Genomic DNA, 17,878 nt, shown 5'->3' with positions numbered 1-17,878 from the left:
AATGATCAAGTCCATCATGAAATCCGGCGCTCTTGCCGCAGTGCTCGCCGCCGGCACCATGCTCGCCTCGGGCACGGCGCATGCCGAAAACCAGATCGCCTTCATCCCCAAGCTGGTGGGCGTCGGCTTCTTCACCTCCGGCGGCGCCGGCGCGACAAAGGCCGGCGAAGAGCTTGGCGCGAAGGTCACCTATGACGGCCCGACCGAGCCGAGCGTTTCCGGCCAGGTGCAGTTCATCAACAACTATGTCAACCAGGGCTACAACGCACTCATCGTCTCCTCCGTCTCGCCGGACGGCCTGTGCCCGGCGCTGAAGCGCGCGATGGAGCGCGGCGTGCTCGTCATGACCTGGGACAGCGATGTCAACCCCGATTGCCGCAGCTACTACATCAACCAGGGCACGCCCGAGCAACTCGGCGGCCTCCTGGTCGACATGGCCGCGGAAGGCGTGACGAAAGAGAAGGCCAAGGTCGCCTTCTTCTATTCCAGCCCCACCGTAACCGACCAGAACGCCTGGGCGGAAGCCGCAAAGGCGAAGATCGCCAAGGAGCATCCGGGCTGGGAGATCGTCACCACCCAGTACGGCTACAACGACGCGCAGAAGTCGCTGCAGACGGCTGAAAGCATCCTCCAGACCTATCCGGACCTTGACGCGATCATCGCGCCTGACGCCAACGCCCTGCCGGCCGCCGCGCAGGCCGCCGAAAACCTGAAACGCAGCGAAGGCGTCACCATCGTCGGCTTCTCCACGCCGAACGTCATGCGCCCCTATATCGAGCGCGGCACGATCCAGCGCTTCGGCCTGTGGGACGTCACGCAGCAGGGCAAGATCTCGGTCTACGTCGCCGACCACGTCCTGAAGAACGGCCCGATGAAGGTCGGAGACAAGCTTGAAATCCCCGGCGTCGGCACGGTCGAGGTCTCGGCCAACAAGGTGCAGGGCTACGACTACGAGGCCGACGGCAACGGCATCATCTTGCTGCCGGAGCGCACCGTCTTCACCAAGGACAACATCGCCAAGTTCGACTTCTGATCACTCATGGACGGCGGGCAGCTCCGGCTGCCCGCAGCACTCATTTCAAGGACAGGACAATCCGCATGAAAAGCCGCTGGAACGACGAGGACGCAGCCCGTTACGTGGAGGCCGCGCGCGCGGCGGGACAGAGCGAGGCCCTCGGCCTTCGCATCTACACCTCCCGCATTATCGGCGGCGACCCGGACCTCGTCCTGCACGGTGGCGGCAACACCTCCGTGAAGGTGACGTCGGCTGATGGCGAGGCGCTCATGCACATCAAGGGCAGTGGCTGGGATCTCGACACGATCGAGGCGCCGGGCCTGCCGGCCGTGCGTCTCGCGCCGCTGCTCGAAGCCCGCGACGGTCCAAAACTCTCCGACCCGGACATGGTTGCTCTGCTGCGCGCCAGCCTCATCGACACGCACGCGCCGAACCCGTCCGTCGAGGCCCTGCTGCACGCATTCCTGCCCTTCGCCTTCGTCGACCACACGCATGCAACGGCGATCCTCGCACTCGCCGACCAACCCGACATGCGCGAGACGGTTAAGCGGATCTACGGCGACCGCCTCGCCTACGTACCCTATGTCATGCCCGGCTTCGACCTTTCGATCGTGGCCGATCGCATCTACCGCGACCATCCGGGCTGCGAAGGCCTCTGGCTGGAGAACCATGGTCTCTTCACCTTCGCCGCCGATGCCCGCGCCTCCTATGAACTGATGATCGAATTCGTCACCATGGCGGAAGAGGAGCTTCAGCGCGCCGGCGTCAAGCTCACCGGCCCTCAGCCGAGCGACGGCGAGGAAGACGCAGCGCTCAGGGCACGGCTGGAGAACGCGCTTACCCGCGACGGCTCCCACTTCGCAAACGGCGTCATTCTCGACTATCGCTCGACCAACGCGATCCGCGAGCACGCTTCCAAGGAGAATGTGGAGGCCATCGGCCTGCGAGGCACCGTCACACCGGATCACGTCATCCGCATCAAGCCTTGGCCGATGGTCATCGAGGCCGATGCGAAAGAGGCTTCGATCGACAAAGCGCTCGCCGCCTATGCCGAGCGTTACCGTGCCTACTTCACCCGCAACGCTGCCCGCACGAATGAACCGAAGCGCATTCTGGACGTCTATCCTCGCGTCGTTCTGGTTCGGGGCAAAGGTATCTATGCCCTCGGCGCGACTGCCAAGGCTGCAACGATCGGCGGCGACCTTTGTGAACAGGCGACCCGGGTGATCAACGCCGCAGAAGCCTATGGCCGCTTTACTCCCATCGGCGAGGCCGACCTCTTCGATATGGAGTACTGGTCGCTGGAGCAGGCCAAGCTGCAGGTCGCGGCTCAGTAGTGCCGGCTCAAACGGCGCCTCGTGTGACGTTCATGAGATTTGAACCGAGCCCCGCCCGTCGTGGCGCCTGTGTGGATCATGCGATGATCTGAGGGTGTCCGCACGCCGGGCATGCGGGGTTCCCGGTCAACCTCGTTCCACGCAGGGCAAGATTGCAGTGCCTCGATGATGAAGCGGCGCTGACGGCCGACATCCCGCGCTCGCCCTCCAGCCTGGCCGATACGGCTATCGCCGCATCGGGCTCCGTCCCGCCGCCATGCCGCGTTCTTCGGCATGGGTCGACGCCGTCGCCCAGAAGATCTGTCGATATTTGGCGGCCACGATCCGGAGCGAACCCGACGAGCATCAGCGCATTTCGGAGGAATTGACGGGCGTCGAAGGCGAGCAGTGTCGCTTTGCAACAACCGGAAAGGCGGATATGGGGCCGGAAGCGGACTAGTCCGCTCGCCGCACGGCTGCCTCAAGTGCGGATGTACGGTTCTCAGCCGACCATGGCCATTTCCGACCCGAAGCGGCCATTGAAATCCCCCGACCGATGAGCACTGCAATGCCGCGTCCGCGCCAGCCCGATCCGACCGTAGCTGTCGGATCGGCGTCGTAGATACCCGCTGGCTGCGAGCTCCTACGTCGCAATCAGTTCATAGCGCGTGTTCCGGTGTCACTCGACCGGTTCGAATGCACCCGGCTTCCAGGTCTCGTCGAACCACGGCTCGAGCTTCATTGGCGGCTGATTGTGGACGTCTGACAGACGGTACACTTTGGCGAATTTCCTGGTGTTCTCGACGGCGGTCTTCGTGCTGCCTTCTTCAAGGACGCCTCGCCCACCGAGCGCCCCTGCACGAGCGACACCACGATGCCGCCCTTCACGATTGCATTGATGGTGAGCACGAACCGTCCGAACAGGGCCTGGCGCAGGCCGCCACCGAGGGGCGGTGCATCACCGACCAGTCGCACCAGCCCGCGCCCGTCGCGCAGCAGGCACGGCCGCCAACGCGCGTCAACATTTCTTCCGGTGCGATGTTGACGTCGCCCACTTTAATCTTTAAGTGGGCACCGTCAACATCTGGCACAGCCCTTACAGCGATCAGGAAATCCGCAGGCGAAGCGCCAGCTCTCTGATGGTTGCAAACGGCAACGGAGAAAAAATGAAGCCCCTTCGAATTCTGGGAATTGGTCTCGCCTGCGCCCATCTCGCCGCCTGCGACGACAAAACGGAAGCCGCGTCTCCGCCGCCTCAACAGGTGCGGGTCATTCCGGCCACCTCGGCTCAATATCAGCGGAGTGCGGAAATTACCGGTGAGGTGAAGGCGCGAATCCAGACCGAACTCTCATTCCGCGTCAGTGGCAGAGTGATCGAGAGGCAGGTTGACGTGGGCGCACACGTTCGCGCCGGGGAGGTGCTTGCGCGCCTCAACGATACAGAGCAGCAAGCAGATGTCTGGGGCGCAAGAGCTGCGCTGGAATCGGCGCGAGCGGTGGTCCAGCAGAAGACGCTGGCATTCCAGCGATCAAGGGCCCTCGTGCAATCGCAGGTCATTTCGCAGGAGACCTTCGATGAGGCTCGGAAAGAGCTGACGCGCGCCGAGGCCTCTCTGGACGCTGCCGAAGCCGCGTTGGCGACGGCCGAGGATGCGCTGTCCTTTACGGAGCTGAAGGCTGAAGCCGACGGGATCATCACCGCCCGCAGCTTGGAAGTGGGACAGGTCATGTCCGCTGCACAGCCGGCCTTCACGCTCGCCCATGACGGTCCGAGGGACGCGGTGTTCGACGTGTTCGAGGCCTTCTTTCTGGATGGGCCGCCGCTGGCGAATGTCGAGGTGGCACCGGTCGGGGATCGGACGCTCGGGGTAAACGCCAGGATCCGCGAGGTCTCACCGGTGATCGACACGAAAGCCGGCACGATCCGGGTCAAGGTGGAACTGAACGCGGATGCGCATTGGCCGCTCGGCACGCCGGTGGTCGGCAAGCTCCAATCTGCGCCGCATGAGGGTATCGTGCTTCCCTACAACGCGATCGCCTCCGCCGGGGGCGACCCCGCCGTTTGGCTGGTCAAAACCGAAAACGGCTCCGTCTCGCTGCGAAAGGTCTCGGTCGACCGCTATCGCAAGGGCGACTTCGTCGTGACCGGCGGCATCGCTCCGAACGATCTGATCGTCACCGAGGGCGGAAAGTTCCTCAAGGAAGGCCAGACCGTCGCCTGGGGAGGCCAGTAAGATGCAGCACGCTCGCTCTCTTCCCTGTGCGGCGCTGCCGCTGCTGCTGTCGGTCACGCTCCTCGTCGGCTGCGACCAGCGCTCAATCGCCGCGCAGGCGGAAAGCCCTCGACCGGTCAAGTCCGTCACGGCGACAGCCGAGCCGGAGGCCTTAGCCAGTCTACCCGGCGTCGTGCGCGCCCGGATCGAGACGGACCTTGCATTCCGGACCTTAGGACGCATGGTCTCGCGCAAGGTCGACGCCGGCGATCTCGTGCACAAGGGCGACGTCGTCGCCAAGATCGATCCGCTCAGCCTGCAACTCGCGGTCACGAGCGCGGAAGCCAATTTGCGCGATGCCCAGGCGCAGCTGACGAACGCCGTAACGACGGAAAGGCGCAAACGAACGCTCGCAAGCAAGAACGTTGGCAGCGTGGCCGACCACGAACTGGCCGAGCAACAGCTGAGATCGGCCGAGGCCAATGTTGCCAAGGCCACGGCGAGTGTCGCCAAGGCGCGCGAGCAGCTTGGCTATGCCGAGCTGCTGGCGGAATTCGACGGTGTCGTCACGGCCACCTTCGGCGAAATGGGACAGACGGTCGCGGCGGGAGAGCCGGTCCTGAGACTGGCGCGCATCGAGCAGCGCGATGTGGTGGTCGATGTTCCCGAAGCACAGTTCCGATCCGTACACCTTGGCGACCGGTACAGCATTGCCCTCCAACTCGACCGCAGGGTGCGAACCCTTGGCGTCGTACGCGAGATTTCGCCGCAGGCCGATCCGAGTACCCGCACCCACCGGCTGAAGATTGCGATGGAGCCGGCACCAGAGGTCTTCCGCCTCGGCGCCGTGGTGACGGCAACGCCCCTCGTCGAAGGGGCGAAGCGAGCAATCGCCCTGCCGAGCTCCGCCGTCAGCGACAAGGATCGCGCGGACCGCGTTTGGATCGTGGATCCGTCGACCGGCACGGTCACTGCAAGGTCGGTCCTGTTCGACAACCGTGTGGCCGGGTCCCGCTCGGTGCGGGTTCTGTCCGGACTGCGGGAGGGAGAACAGGTCGTCGTCGCCGGAGTCAACGAACTGACCGATGGCCAGAAGGTGAAAGTCGAACAGGAGCTACGCCCGTGAACAAATTCAATCTTTCGGACTGGGCGCTCGAGCATCGTTCTCTCGTCTGGTACTTCATGGTCATCTTCGTCGTGGCGGGCGCCTATGCCTACATGGCTCTCGGCCGCGAAGAAGATCCATCCTTCACGATCAAGACAATGGTCATCCAGGCCCAATGGCCCGGCGCCTCCGCCCAGGAAGTGACGCAGCAGGTGACCGACCGCATCGAAAAGAAGCTGCAGGAACTCGACAATCTCGAACATACCCGCAGCATCACCACCGCCGGCCAGACGATCGTTTTCGTCGACCTGCTGCCGGAGACGAATGCGCGGGATGTGAAGCCCACCTGGGCACGGGTGCGCAACCTCATCGACGATATCACGCATGAATTTCCGCAAGGCGTTATCGGGCCGTTCTTCGACGATCAGTTCGGTGACGTCTACGGCAACATCTATGCCTTCACAGCCGACGGGCTGAGCTTCAGGGAACTGCGCGATTTCGCGGAGGACGCACGCACGCAGATCCTCAGGATTCCGGATGTGGGCAAGGTCGATATCGTCGGCGCGCAGGACGAGGTGATCTATCTCGAATTCTCGACCCGCAAGATCGCCGCCCTTGGCATCAATCGCGCCGACATCATTTCCACGTTGCAGGCGCAGAACGCCGTCACCCAGTCGGGCTTCGTCCAGACGGGACCGGAGCGCATCGCCTTGCGCGTCGGCGGACGGTTTATCTCCGAAGACACCTTGCGCGGAATCAATCTCCGCGTGAACGACCGCTTCTTCCCGCTGACCGATGTCGCGAACATCACGCGCGGCTATGTCGACCCGCCGCACTCGCTCTTCCGCTTCAACGGCAAGCCTGCAATCGGGCTGGCGATCGGCATGAAAACGGGCGGAAACGTGCTTGCCTTCGGGGAAGCGCTCGAAAAAGCCATGGTTGGGATCATTCAGGATCTTCCGGTCGGCGTCTCCGTCGAACAGGTCTCTGACCAGCCCGAAGTCGTTCACGAGGCCGTGGGAGGCTTCACAAAGGCCCTGTTCGAGGCCGTCGCCATCGTACTCGCGATCAGTTTCATCAGTCTCGGCGTCAGGGCCGGCCTGGTCGTCTCGATCGCGATCCCGCTGGTCCTGGCCATCACCTTCTTGGTCATGCAGTACTCGGGAATTTCGCTGCAACGCATCTCGCTCGGGGCCCTCATCATCGCCCTCGGCCTGCTCGTCGATGACGCCATGATCGCGGTCGAGATGATGGTGGCGCGGCTGGAGATGGGCGACAGTCTCAGGAAGGCCGCCACTTACGTCTACACGTCCACGGCCTTCCCGATGCTGACCGGCACGCTCGTGACCGTAGCGGGCTTCATCCCGGTCGCGTTCAACAAGAGCAACGCCGGCGAGTTCACCTTCACCCTCTTCGTCGTCATCGCCGTTTCGCTGATCGTATCCTGGATCGTGGCGGTCTTGTTCACCCCGCTGATCGGCGTAACCATCCTGCCGAAGACGATGAAGAAGCATGCCGAACACAAGGGCTGGTTCGCCAGGGCATTTTCGCGGCTGCTGCAATTCTGCCTGCATTGGCGCTGGATGACGATCCTTGCGACGGTCCTGATGTTTGCGGGATCGGTCGCCGGCCTGACGATGGTGCAACAGCAGTTCTTCCCAAGTTCCGACCGGCCCGAACTCATCATCGACTGGAACCTGCCGCAGAACAGCTCGATTGCCGAGACGAGCCGCCAGATGGGGCAGTTCGAGCGAGAGATGCTGGCCGGCAACCCCGCGGTCGAGCACTGGTCGACCTATGTCGGACGGGGCGCACCGCGCTTCATCCTTTCCTTCGACGTACAGCCGGCTGACGTGGCATTCGGCCAGACCGTCATCGTCACCAAGGGCCTCGAGCATCGCGATAGCCTGAAGCGGGAAGTGGAAGCCTACCTTCAGAAGACATTCCCGGGAACAGATGCCTATGTGAAGCTGCTGGAGATCGGGCCACCGGTCGGAAAGCCGGTTCAGTACCGCGTGTCGGGCGAGGATCTGCAGACGGTGCGCGAACTGGCACTTAAGCTGGGGTCTGTCGTCGGCACCCATCCTTCGCTGAAGAACCTCGCCTTCGACTGGAATGAACCGGCCCGCGTCGTCAAGGTCGACGTGCTGCAGGACAAGGCGCGACAGCTCGGCGTCTCGTCCCAGGATATCGCGATGGCACTCAACACCGTCGTACAAGGTAACGCTGCAACGCAAGTGAGGGACGACATCTATCTGGTCGATGTCGTCGGCCGCGCCTCGGAAACTGAGCGCCGTTCGATCGACACCCTGCTCGACCTGCAACTGCAGAGCAGCAACGGCCAGTCCGTCCCCCTATCCTCGGTCGCAACCTTCCGCTATGAGCTCGAACAGCCGACGATCTGGCGCCGCGATCGTGTCCCGACCATCACGATCAAGGCAGGGATCAGCGACGCCACGCAACCGGCGACCATTGCAAACGCGCTCGCCGACAAGGTTGCGGCGTTCGAAAAGACGCTGCCGGTCGGATACTCCGTCCAGGTCGGCGGCGCAGTCGAAGAGAGCGCAAAGTCCCAAGGTCCGATCGCAAGCGTAGCGCCGGCCATGCTGCTCATCATGGCGACGCTGCTGATGATCCAGCTTCAGAGCTTCCACCGACTGTTCCTGGTCTTCTCGGTCGCTCCGCTGGCGCTTATCGGCGTCGTGGCGGCCCTGCTGTTCAGCCATGCTCCGCTTGGCTTCGTCGCGCTCCTTGGCGTGCTGGCTCTCGTCGGCATCCTCATCCGCAACTCCGTGATCCTCATCGTAGAGATCGAGGTGTTGCGGGCGAAGGGTGTGTCGCCATGGCAGGCGGTCGTCGAGGCGACCGAACATCGCATGCGGCCGATCATGCTGACCGCGGCGGCCGCGACCTTGGCGCTGATCCCGATCTCGCACGAGATTTTCTGGGGACCCATGGCCTATGCCATGATGGGAGGTATTGTCGTCGGAACGGCGCTGACGCTCTTGTTCCTGCCGGCGCTCTATGTCGCCTGGTTCAGGATACCGCGTGAAGCCGAGCTACACTGACGAGCGACACTGACATGACACTTTCCAGGTTCTCTCTCCCCGGGCGAAACGGCGCCCGGGCAGCGCAACGGACGACCCGACTGTACCCAATCGCTGCGATAGTTGCGTTCCCGCGGCGGGCGCTTGCTTTCCTTGTGGTGCTAACTTTCCTCGCACCCGGTTGCGCGACGCGGGTGGAGAATGTCCTTCAGCCTGCCGAGGTGGCTGCCCGCGACGCCAGCAGGGTGGACATGCTGGTTGCTACGACACGCAAGCCTTCGGAAAGCCCCGGCAAGCTCTACACCGGCGAGCGCGGAACGGCGATCTCGCTCAACAGCGTCGCCGTCTCCATTCCTCCGGATCGGAACCGCAAGATCGGCGAGGTGCAGTGGCCTTCCCGCGTGCCGCCGAATCCGGAAAAGGAATTCGCGGTACTCGAAGTCACCAAGGCCGAATCCGAACGTCAGGCACTGGAGTGGTTTCGCAAAAATCGAAATTCCAAGCGCCAGGTGCTCATCTTCGTGCACGGCTTCAACAATACCTATGCCGACGCCGTCTTCCGCCTGGCGCAAATCGTTCACGATTCAGGAACGGATGCGGCGCCAATCCTGTTCACCTGGCCGTCACGAGGGCGGGCGTTCGACTACCTTTACGACAAGGAGAGCGCCAACTATTCGCGTCGCGCCTTGGAGGACCTGATCCTTCAGGTCGCAAAGAGCCCCGATGTGCAAGACGTCACGATTCTCGCTCATTCCATGGGAGGCTGGCTCGCAGCAGAGGCGCTGCGCGGCGTCGCCATGCGTGAAAAATCAATCCCGGCGAAGGTCAGCAATGTCATTCTCGCATCGCCGGACATCGATATCGACGTGTTTCGGCGTCAGTTTGTCGAGATGGGGCCAAAGCGACCGCACTTTGCGATCCTGGCATCGACACGCGACAAGGCGCTCGGGGCGTCCCGCTGGCTCTCGGGCGGCGTGGACCGCGTCGGGGGATCCGATCTCAGACCCTATGCCTCCGTGCTTGAAGAACTGGGCGTGTCGGTCATCGACACGAGTTCCGTCGCGTCGAACGATCCGCTCGGCCACAATACCTTTGCCGACAGCCCCGAGGTCGTCCGCCTGCTTGGGCGGCGGCTGGCCGGGCAGTCGCTCGCGAGTGGAGAGGCGACGTTCGCGGATCGTGTCGGTGTGGCCGCCGCCAATTTCGCCGGCTCGGCAGCGCGTGTGGCCGTTGCGGCTCCGGTCTCGGTTATCAGCGGCGAGGCTCGCGAAGTCCTGAAACGCGAGCTTACCCCGTCAACCGCCCAGATGGTCGACGGACAGATCGCGTACTAGTGTGAAGACTGGGCGCCGAACGCGAGCGCCCACACAACAACCATAACGACGAAGGTGAGCACGGTGATGCCTGGAAGGAACTCCGCTGCGACTCCAGTCAGGTCACGAACAAACCGCTGAGCAGAAGCAAACCCGCCGTTCGCTTTTGGCGCGCCTCGCACGAACAGCACTACTGACGATTCCCTCGACGAGCTTGCGCTACCCGTCATCAGATGCCGACCCGTTCCCGAAGCTCCGGATTAAGCTCGGCTCGAAGCGTGGTAACGATCCGCCCTGCCTCTTCCTGGGTGAGGCCGCACAGCAGAAGCGACTGGTCGGCGAGCGCAAGACCGGCGGCTAGATTTTCAGGAAAGACGACGTTCGCACCGGCTTTGACAAGAGCCGTGATATCGTGATCATCGGCCGTACTGACAACACAGGGGATTGCCACCTGCTGCTCGCTCGCAAACTTCAGGATTCGTTCGACGGCGGAGTGCCTATCAAAGGTGATGACGACCAGCCTGGCCTTTGCGAGGCCTGCGGCGGACAATATCCGGCGATGCGCGGCATCTCCGTGGACGATAGCGTGGCCTTGTCGTTGAGCTTCCTTGAACCGCGCGAGATCGGACTCAATGCCAATGTGCGGTATCTTCGCCTCCTCGAACGCGGTGGCAACGAGGCGGCCGACACGTCCGCAGCCACACAGCACAACATGTTGGTCGAGCGATTCGCTTGTTGTGCGAAGTGCATCCTCGGCTGCGGCCACACGGGCGCGCCGATCGCCGACAAGATGTTCGACAAGCGCCGCGCTGTGCTGAATCAACACTGGGGCCAGGCCCATGGTAAGCGCAAGGGCAATCAGGACCGGTTGACCGACCTCGGAGGTCAGCAGGCCGCTGTTCATGGCCAGGGTCAACAATAGCAGGCCGAATTCTCCGCCGTGGGCAAGGATGACTGCGACACGGAGGGCGACCGCGGCGGACCTGCGCAGCAGGAGCCCAACAATGAAGGTAATGAGCGCTTTGCCGAACAGAAAGACCGCACACCAAGCGAGGATCGCGTATGGAAACACCACGATCAGTCGGAGATCAATCTGCATGCCCACTGTGACGAAGAATAGACCGACAAGCACGTCACGGAACGGGCGTAAATCGTCCTCGACACGGTGTTGAAAGTCGCTTCCGCCGATCACCATGCCGGCTATGAAGGCCCCGATCGGCAAAGCCAGACCAGCGAGATGGGCGAGATAGGCGGCACCGAGAGCAACGAAAAGCGCCGCCAGGAGAAACAAGTCGTTCGAGCGGGACTTGGAAGCACCTGCAAGCACAGTGCGGACGAGCGGGCGGGCGATGATGGAGACTGCGATGAGTGCGATCGCCGCCAGCCCGAGACGCACCACAAGATCGAACGGATCGACGGATGCCTGCCTCGACCAACTGTCTACGGCGACGAGAAGGGGGATCGTCGCGATATCCTGAAACAACAGGATGCCGAGGGCAAAGCGCCCATGCTGGTTTGAAATCTCGCCTTGCTCGGCGAGTTGCTTCATGGCAACGGCCGTCGACGACATCGCCACAGCACCACCAAGCAGAATGGCGATGCGGGGATCAAGCCCGAGCGCCCAGAGCGCGGCGGCAATCGTTGCCAGCGTCCCGCCCACCTGCAGGCTGCCTGCGAGGAGGACGTCGGTGCGCGCTGCAAGCAGGGTGCTCAGCGAGAACTCCAGCCCGACCATGAACATCAGGAAGATCAGGCCGAGTTCGGCGAGAAAGAGGGTATCGTCCCCGAGTGCCACGAGATTCAGACCGTAGGGACCAATCGCAAGACCCGCCAGGAGGTAGCCCATGGCGGCAGGCATTCGCAACGCAGCGAAGAGCCCGACGGCAACGGCCGAGACCATGATCATCGACAGACTTTGGGTCAGCAGGTGTTCTGTCATGGGATGCCTCGGCGGTACGGGCGGGCGGTGGCAAAGTCTACCACATGAACGCCGCGTTGCCTTGTATGGCGGAATAAAACCCAGCCGACGGGAGGCGTCTCGAATCCTCCGTTTGAGCTGCGAGACGGTTTAGACGTATGTCGGTTCTCGCGACGCGCGGACGAAGCCGGTGGCCAACTTTGCGACGCTTAAGGCTTTTCCGGGGGCCACACACAGATGAACAACCGCACCCCTCATCAGATGCGCGGGGAGGCAATCCGTATTCCCGTCCATCAATCGGGAAGAAGTTCTATATCAGAGGCGCTGGCGGGCCGGCCGAAAAGGAACCCTTGGCCATATGGACAGCCAAGCTCTCGTAGTGCGTGGAGTTCAGTCACCGTTTCAACACCCTCGGCGACGACCTGCTTTCCCAGCGCCTTCGCCATATCGATGATGGCCTTCACAATGGCATGATCGGCGCTCGAGCCAGTCATCGCACGCACGAAGGAACCGTCGATCTTGATCTGGTCATAGGCAAATTCCTTAAGATGCACGAGTGAAGCAAAGCCGGTACCGAAATCGTCGAAAGCCACGATAAAGCCGGCCATACGCAGCGCCTCAAGCTGTGCACCGATATCGCCACCCTGCTCCGACAGCATGACCCCTTCCGTGACCTCGATCTGGAAATGCCGGGGCGACAGTCCGGCCGACCGCGTCGCGTCCAGGATTTCATCGACAAGGCAAGGGCTGCCGGGCAACGCGATAAACTGTGACGACGAAACGTTGATCGCAATGTGGCCGAAATCGACACCGGCCGTCGCCCACGCCTTGGCTTGAGCGACGGCGCACCGCAGAACATGGCGACCGATGCGCCTAGAGAGGGTTGGGTCGTCCAAAGCCGCGGCGAAGGCCGCGGGACTGAGAACCGAGCCATCGGCCCTCTTGAGCCTCAGAAGTGCCTCAAAGCCGACGTGCCGTCCAGTATCGAGGGCAATCTTCGGCTGGTAGTGGAGCCCGAACAGACCCCGCGCGAGCGCCTCTTCCGCGAGCGCCAGCGCCGCCTTGTCGGCCTTCGCGCGATTGAGCCGGCCAGAGTCGATCCGGGACAGCAGATACCGGTCTTCGGATTGCAGGAGACGTTCCACGGCGCAACGCGCCAGCCGATCCAGCAAGCCGCGCACGTCGGCCCCGAGGCGTCGCGGCACCCGATCGAGAACGCAGAGCGAGCCAAGCCGAAGCCCCCGCTCGATCTCCAGCGGCACCCCGGCATAGAAACGGATCCTGTCGCTTCCGGTGACGAAAGGGTTTTCGGCAAAGCGGAAATCGCGAGCGGCATCCGCCACCACGAAGGGCCGCGACGACTGGATTGTGTAATCGCAGAAGGCGTCCGCCCTGAGGGAACCTTCCCCATCGATGCCCCGCTTCGACTTGAACCATTGGCGTTCGCCGTCCAGCAAGGTGATGAGGCCGATTGGCGTACCGGCCGCAAGGCAGGCGGCATCGACCAGCGCATCAAGCACCGGATCCGGACCGGACGACACACTGGAGAGTTCTCTCAGACGTTTGAGGCGAGCCGCTTCGTCCGGCGGGGGGCCTTCGGGTCCGAACGTTTCCGCGGAATTCACGTTACGATCAACACACTGAAGCATAAGGCTTTTCCACTATCCCTGCTGTTGGATATCGCTCAGGCGATAGCCCACGCCGCGGATCGTCTTAATGGCAGCACCACTCGCGGCATCCAATTCCGCAAGCTTGCCGCGCAACCGGTTGATGTAGACGTCGATCGTCTTGTCGCGCGGATCGTACTCCCGAAAGAGCGCCTGCCTTGCAATGCAAGACTTCGGGCAATCCTCACCGACACTGTCGTGAAGGACCTGCAGTATCCGACCTTCGAGTGCGGTCAGCGGCCGACTGGCGCCGCCGAAATCCATCGACAGGCGTCCGATGTCGCAATCGATATTGCCGATCTTGAAAGCAACACTCTGCCGCAAAGCTCTGCGGCCTATCCGCGCCTCGTGCAGGCGATGGACGCGGGCGCGCAGTTCCTTCACGCTGAACGGCTTCATCACATAGTCATCTGCACCGACACTGATTGCGTCCGCCCGGCTATCGGCGTCTCCAGCGCCCGAGATCATGATGATGGGCACGTCGGAGCGAGAGCGCGCCTCTCGAAGCACTTCCAGCCCGCTCCCGTCTGTCAGGTTGATGTCGATGAGGATGCAGTCATAGGCAGCGAGCTCGTTTGAATGAATGAAGCGGTTCGCCTGCCTCACGGATGCAAGGCAATCCAGCCGGTCCCGAGAATCCGACCAGTTCAGCCGCAACATATCAACGACGTCTCGCTGATCTTCGATGATCATTATGTTCATAGTCTCTTCGAATGTTTGGTGGAGTGGCCCAGGCCTCTTTCCTGTGCGCCATAGGGCGGGGATGGCATTGGGCGCAGCATGGGCTGCACGTTTTCGCTCACTGATATGGTTCTCCGGCTGAGGCTTTCCAAGGTGGAGAATGGGGAGCTCATGCGTGCCAGCCGATTGACGAAGTCCGGCCTCAATTCTTTGACGAAGCAAAGATGCAGGTGCCCCGGATCGCGCTGAACGACGATACTGCCGACGACGACGTCAAACCTGCCGAAAACAAGGTAAGCGTGATCTGGAATCTGTGACTTGCCTATGCGAACCGTCGCCCCACCCTCGCTGATCTCCACAACGAGGCAGCGCACGATCTGCGTCTGGCGCATCCACTTCCCGGTGAAGAGCAGATTGCAGAAGAGCGTGACGCTTCGGCTGTACCACTTGCGGCTGAAGTAATCGGATTCGACACGGTTCAGATAGGTCGTTCTCTTTGTGGCTTTCACAGGGTGACCTCGATGCTTGCCGAAATCTCATCCGCGGGCGGAAGGCAAGGGGCGCGGCAGTTAGTGGCATCGATTAGACCGGCACACCCTTAAACGACCGCGGCGCCAAGTTTAAATAAGGTAAAATTTAGCAATCTCTCATGGATTGCGGGATCGCTTGAGACTATCGAGAGGTTGAAATCAACGACGGCTGAGGGACCATGCGACGGGAAAACGAAAATGCTGGCAAGGGCTTTCGCGTCCTGGTGACTGCTCTCAGACAATGTGCAACGGATCGGTTCTCCGCTGGGGTACTGGTTGGCGGCATCTCCGCTTTCGTCGTCGCCTGGCTCCCGACCACTCCATGGCTCTGGGTCGTCGGCGCAACGCTGATCATCGCTCGGCGACTCCTCCGTCAAGATGGGGCCCTCCCTCGCGACGCTCGCCGGCAGTCGCAGGATCTCTATGGGAACCAGGCTCTTATCGAGATTGCCGGGAAGGCCGCGAAGCTCGGCGGATGGGTGGTGCACCTGCCCGATCGGAGAATCGAATTGTCGGATGAAACCTGGGCGATCCACGAGAGACCCAGGGGCAAGACGGTCACCTTCGAGGAGGGGATCGGCTATTTTGCGCCGGAATGGCGAGATGCGATCATGCGGCACTTCGAAGCCTGCGTTGCGACCGGTCTGCCCTACGATATCGAGGTGAAGATCATCGATGGCACGGGCCGGCGGAAATGGGTTCGCGCAATCGGCGTGGCGATCCGCGACGACATGGGCCACGTCTCCCGAATACAGGGCGCCCTCCAGGATATCGATGAGCGCAAGCGGCTGGAGAGTACGGCCAGGGATCTTGAGCGGCGCTTGGCCGAGTCGATGGAGAACATCAGCGATGCGTTTTTCCAGCTCGACGCCGATTGGCGCTTCACCTACCTCAACCATCAGGCCGAGCGTCTGCTGGAGCGCCCGCGATCGGCGCTGATGGGCCGCCTGATCTGGCAGGAGTTCCCGGAGGCCTCCTCGGGGATCATCCGGCAGAGCTATGAACGTGCCGTCCGCGAACGCAAGACGGCCGATTTCGAAGTCTTTTACGAGTCCCTGAACGCTTGGTTCTCGGTCACCGCTTATCCGGGTCCTGGAGGGCTGACCGTGTATTTCCGAGACGTGACGAGACGGCATGCGGCCGATCAGCACTTGCACCTTTTGGAAATGGCAATCTCGAGAATCGAGGACTTCGTCATAATCACAAAGGCCGCATCGCAGACCGGGGGCCGGCAAACGATCGTCTACGTCAACGACGCCTTCGTCAGGATCACGGGCTATTCGCGGCCCGACGCGCTCGGTCGCTCCCCGGGCTTTCTTCAGGGGCACCGGACTGAACTCGCCACCATTGAAGCGATTGACCGCGCGATCAAGCGCTCAAGGGCGATCCGGGCCGAACTTGTGAACTACACCAAGGACGGCCGCGAATACTGGGTGGACATGAGTATCGTGCCCATTGTCGGTTCCGATGGACGCGCGAGCCATTTTGTCGCTACCGGTCGCGACATCACCGACAAAAAGCGAGCAGCGGAACGGCTGACGGAGAGCGAGGAACGCTTCGCAATTGTCGCCATGATGACGACGGACGCGGTCTGGGACTGGGACGTTGCTACCGGCCGTGTGCAATGGAACAGCAACATCAAATCCGTCTTCGGGCACGACGACGTGCCGATCGAAGATGGATTTCGGGAATGGGAATCCAAGATCCACCCGGACGACCGCGCACGCGTGGTGTCCAGCGTGCTTGCCGCGATTGAAGGGGAGGTCGACACATGGCTGGAAGAATACCGCTTCCGCCGTGGAACGGGGACCTATGCCGAGGTTCTCGATCAGGGCCATATCATCCGCAATGCCGCAGGCGAGGCAACCCGGATGGTCGGTGGCGTCCGCGATATCACCGAGACACGGCTGAACGAGGCAAAACGGCTGCAGGCACAGCGGCTTGAAGCGATAGGCCAACTGACGGGCGGCGTCGCCCACGATTTCAACAACCTGTTGACGGTGATTATGGGGACAGCGGAGACATTAGCCGACGAAATTACCGATCCGCGACTTTCTGCAATCGCACAGTTGAACCACAGGGCCTCGTGGCAAGGCGCCGCCCTCACACGCCAGCTACTCACCTTCGCGGGACGGCAACCCCTCGAGCCGGCGTCCCTGAACATCAACAGGACCATCCGGGCCATGGAGGGATTGCTGTCAACGGCTCTTGGGGAAACCATCATCATGCAGCTCGCGCTTGATCCGGCGGCAGGTCATGTCAGAGCGGATGCGGCGCAACTGGAAGCGTCCATCATGAACCTCTGCATCAACGCACGCGACGCAATGCCGGATGGCGGCAGCGTGACAATCTCGACGGCGCAAAGCGGTGACGATGCGGTGATCCGGATTTCCGACAACGGCTTCGGAATGGACGCAGAGACGCGGGCAAAGGCCTTTGAGCCGTTCTTCACAACGAAGCCCTTCGGCAAGGGCAGCGGGTTAGGTCTCAGCATGGTGTATGGCTTCGTGCGGCAATCAGGGGGCCGGATCGAAATTGAATCGGAACCGGGCATGGGAACAACCATTTCCATGTCCTTTCCTCGACTGGCGTCTACGGAAATACAGGCGGAGCCTATCTCGGACGGGGTGCTCGAAGGTGGCAGTGAGCGCATTCTCGTCGTGGAGGATGATCCAATGGTCCGTGAATTCGCAGCGGGCACACTCGTTTCGCTCGGTTATTCCGTCACATGCGCGGACGACGCAACGGAAGCATTGCGGATCCTCAAAACAGACGGACCGTTCGATTTGGTTTTCTCCGATGTGGTCATGCCCGGCCCAATCGACGGCGATGCTATGGCGGCCCAGATCCTGACGCTGTATCCGAATGTCCCGGTTGTCCTGGCGACCGGCTACGCGGACGTCGAACGCATCGGCACCACGTCACGTTTCCGGCCACTTGCAAAACCCTATACGCGACGGCAGCTCGCCGAGGCTTTGCGGCAAGCGATTAGCGCTTCGCATGACAATCGATGATCTCCCGGGCACAACATGGCGCATGCCTGCGCCACATGAAGTCCCTGCAAGCTCAGCTT

General features: G+C 62.2%; 11 protein-coding genes and 1 pseudogene. 8 read left to right on the top strand and 4 right to left on the bottom strand.

Going from position 1 to position 17,878, the window contains the following annotated elements; all coding sequences use genetic code 11:
* Nucleotide 1: 1 nt before the first annotated feature.
* The 6 genes from lsrB to CRO48_RS27100 all read left to right on the top strand — a co-directional run bounded on the left by lsrB (nt 2) and on the right by CRO48_RS27100 (nt 10,030).
* On the top strand, nt 2-1,033 hold the full coding sequence (gene lsrB, locus CRO48_RS27130) for an autoinducer 2 ABC transporter substrate-binding protein LsrB (protein ID WP_097142831.1): 1,032 nt from the start codon (nt 2-4) through the stop codon (nt 1,031-1,033).
* A 65-nt stretch (nt 1,034-1,098) separates the two neighbouring features.
* Nucleotides 1,099-2,352: a class II aldolase gene (locus CRO48_RS27125; RefSeq protein ID WP_097142830.1), complete on the top strand. Its 1,254-nt coding sequence runs from the start codon at nt 1,099-1,101 to the stop codon at nt 2,350-2,352.
* Between the two features lie 1,145 nt (nt 2,353-3,497).
* Complete coding sequence (locus CRO48_RS27115; RefSeq protein ID WP_097142846.1) at nt 3,498-4,565, top strand: efflux RND transporter periplasmic adaptor subunit; 1,068 nt, start codon at nt 3,498-3,500, stop codon at nt 4,563-4,565.
* 1 nt (nt 4,566) lies between these two features.
* Nucleotides 4,567-5,670: an efflux RND transporter periplasmic adaptor subunit gene (locus tag CRO48_RS27110; protein WP_097142828.1), complete on the top strand. Its 1,104-nt coding sequence runs from the start codon at nt 4,567-4,569 to the stop codon at nt 5,668-5,670.
* Nucleotides 5,667-8,717: an efflux RND transporter permease subunit gene (locus tag CRO48_RS27105; RefSeq protein ID WP_097142827.1), complete on the top strand. Its 3,051-nt coding sequence runs from the start codon at nt 5,667-5,669 to the stop codon at nt 8,715-8,717. Before CRO48_RS27110 ends, CRO48_RS27105 begins: the two co-directional genes overlap by 4 nt.
* A 14-nt stretch (nt 8,718-8,731) precedes the next feature.
* Entirely contained in the window at nt 8,732-10,030 is a 1,299-nt protein-coding gene (locus tag CRO48_RS27100; RefSeq protein WP_097142826.1) for an alpha/beta hydrolase, read from the top strand.
* Nucleotides 10,031-10,238: 208 nt separating this feature from the next.
* Here CRO48_RS27100 and CRO48_RS27090 read toward each other — a convergent pair whose 3' ends face one another.
* The 4 genes from CRO48_RS27090 to CRO48_RS27075 form a co-directional block, all read right to left on the bottom strand.
* Nucleotides 10,239-11,948, bottom strand: a complete 1,710-nt coding sequence (locus tag CRO48_RS27090; RefSeq protein WP_097142824.1) for a cation:proton antiporter — start codon at nt 11,946-11,948, stop codon at nt 10,239-10,241.
* 272 nt (nt 11,949-12,220) lie between these two features.
* A complete protein-coding gene (locus CRO48_RS27085; protein ID WP_097142823.1) occupies nt 12,221-13,576 on the bottom strand; it encodes a sensor domain-containing phosphodiesterase in 1,356 nt (451 codons plus the stop codon).
* A 12-nt stretch (nt 13,577-13,588) separates the two neighbouring features.
* Nucleotides 13,589-14,287, bottom strand: a complete 699-nt coding sequence (locus CRO48_RS27080) for a response regulator transcription factor (RefSeq protein ID WP_210202031.1) — start codon at nt 14,285-14,287, stop codon at nt 13,589-13,591.
* A gap of 5 nt (nt 14,288-14,292) precedes the next feature.
* Nucleotides 14,293-14,784 (bottom strand): hypothetical protein, encoded by a 492-nt coding sequence (locus tag CRO48_RS27075; RefSeq protein WP_097142821.1) that lies wholly within the window; start codon nt 14,782-14,784, stop codon nt 14,293-14,295.
* A gap of 200 nt (nt 14,785-14,984) precedes the next feature.
* Here CRO48_RS27075 and CRO48_RS33565 point away from each other — a divergent pair.
* Nucleotides 14,985-15,506: pseudogene (locus CRO48_RS33565) on the top strand (hypothetical protein); the annotation flags it as partial.
* Between the two features lie 12 nt (nt 15,507-15,518).
* Complete coding sequence (locus CRO48_RS27070) at nt 15,519-17,819, top strand: hybrid sensor histidine kinase/response regulator (protein ID WP_245423682.1); 2,301 nt, start codon at nt 15,519-15,521, stop codon at nt 17,817-17,819.
* Nucleotides 17,820-17,878: the final 59 nt, after the last annotated feature.

Origin of the sequence: Rhizobium subbaraonis (genome assembly GCF_900220975.1) — a bacterium.
GTDB classification, from domain to species: Bacteria; Pseudomonadota; Alphaproteobacteria; order Rhizobiales; family Rhizobiaceae; genus Mycoplana; species Mycoplana subbaraonis.
Note: the sequence above shows the minus strand (reverse complement) of the source record. Positions and strands in the feature narration are given on the sequence as shown.

Excerpts from the sequence above, each read along its gene's own strand:
- CRO48_RS27115 (WP_097142846.1), top strand. The coding sequence starts at position 3,498 with ATGAAGCCCCTTCGAATTCTGGGAATTGGTCTCGCCTGCGCCCATCTC.
- lsrB (WP_097142831.1), top strand. The coding sequence starts at position 2 with ATGATCAAGTCCATCATGAAATCCGGCGCTCTTGCCGCAGTGCTCGCC.
- CRO48_RS27100 (WP_097142826.1), top strand. The coding sequence starts at position 8,732 with ATGACACTTTCCAGGTTCTCTCTCCCCGGGCGAAACGGCGCCCGGGCA.
- CRO48_RS27085 (WP_097142823.1), bottom strand. The coding sequence starts at position 13,576 with ATGCTTCAGTGTGTTGATCGTAACGTGAATTCCGCGGAAACGTTCGGA.
- CRO48_RS27125 (WP_097142830.1), top strand. The coding sequence starts at position 1,099 with ATGAAAAGCCGCTGGAACGACGAGGACGCAGCCCGTTACGTGGAGGCC.
- CRO48_RS27090 (WP_097142824.1), bottom strand. The coding sequence starts at position 11,948 with ATGACAGAACACCTGCTGACCCAAAGTCTGTCGATGATCATGGTCTCG.
- CRO48_RS27110 (WP_097142828.1), top strand. The coding sequence starts at position 4,567 with ATGCAGCACGCTCGCTCTCTTCCCTGTGCGGCGCTGCCGCTGCTGCTG.
- CRO48_RS27080 (WP_210202031.1), bottom strand. The coding sequence starts at position 14,287 with ATGATCATCGAAGATCAGCGAGACGTCGTTGATATGTTGCGGCTGAAC.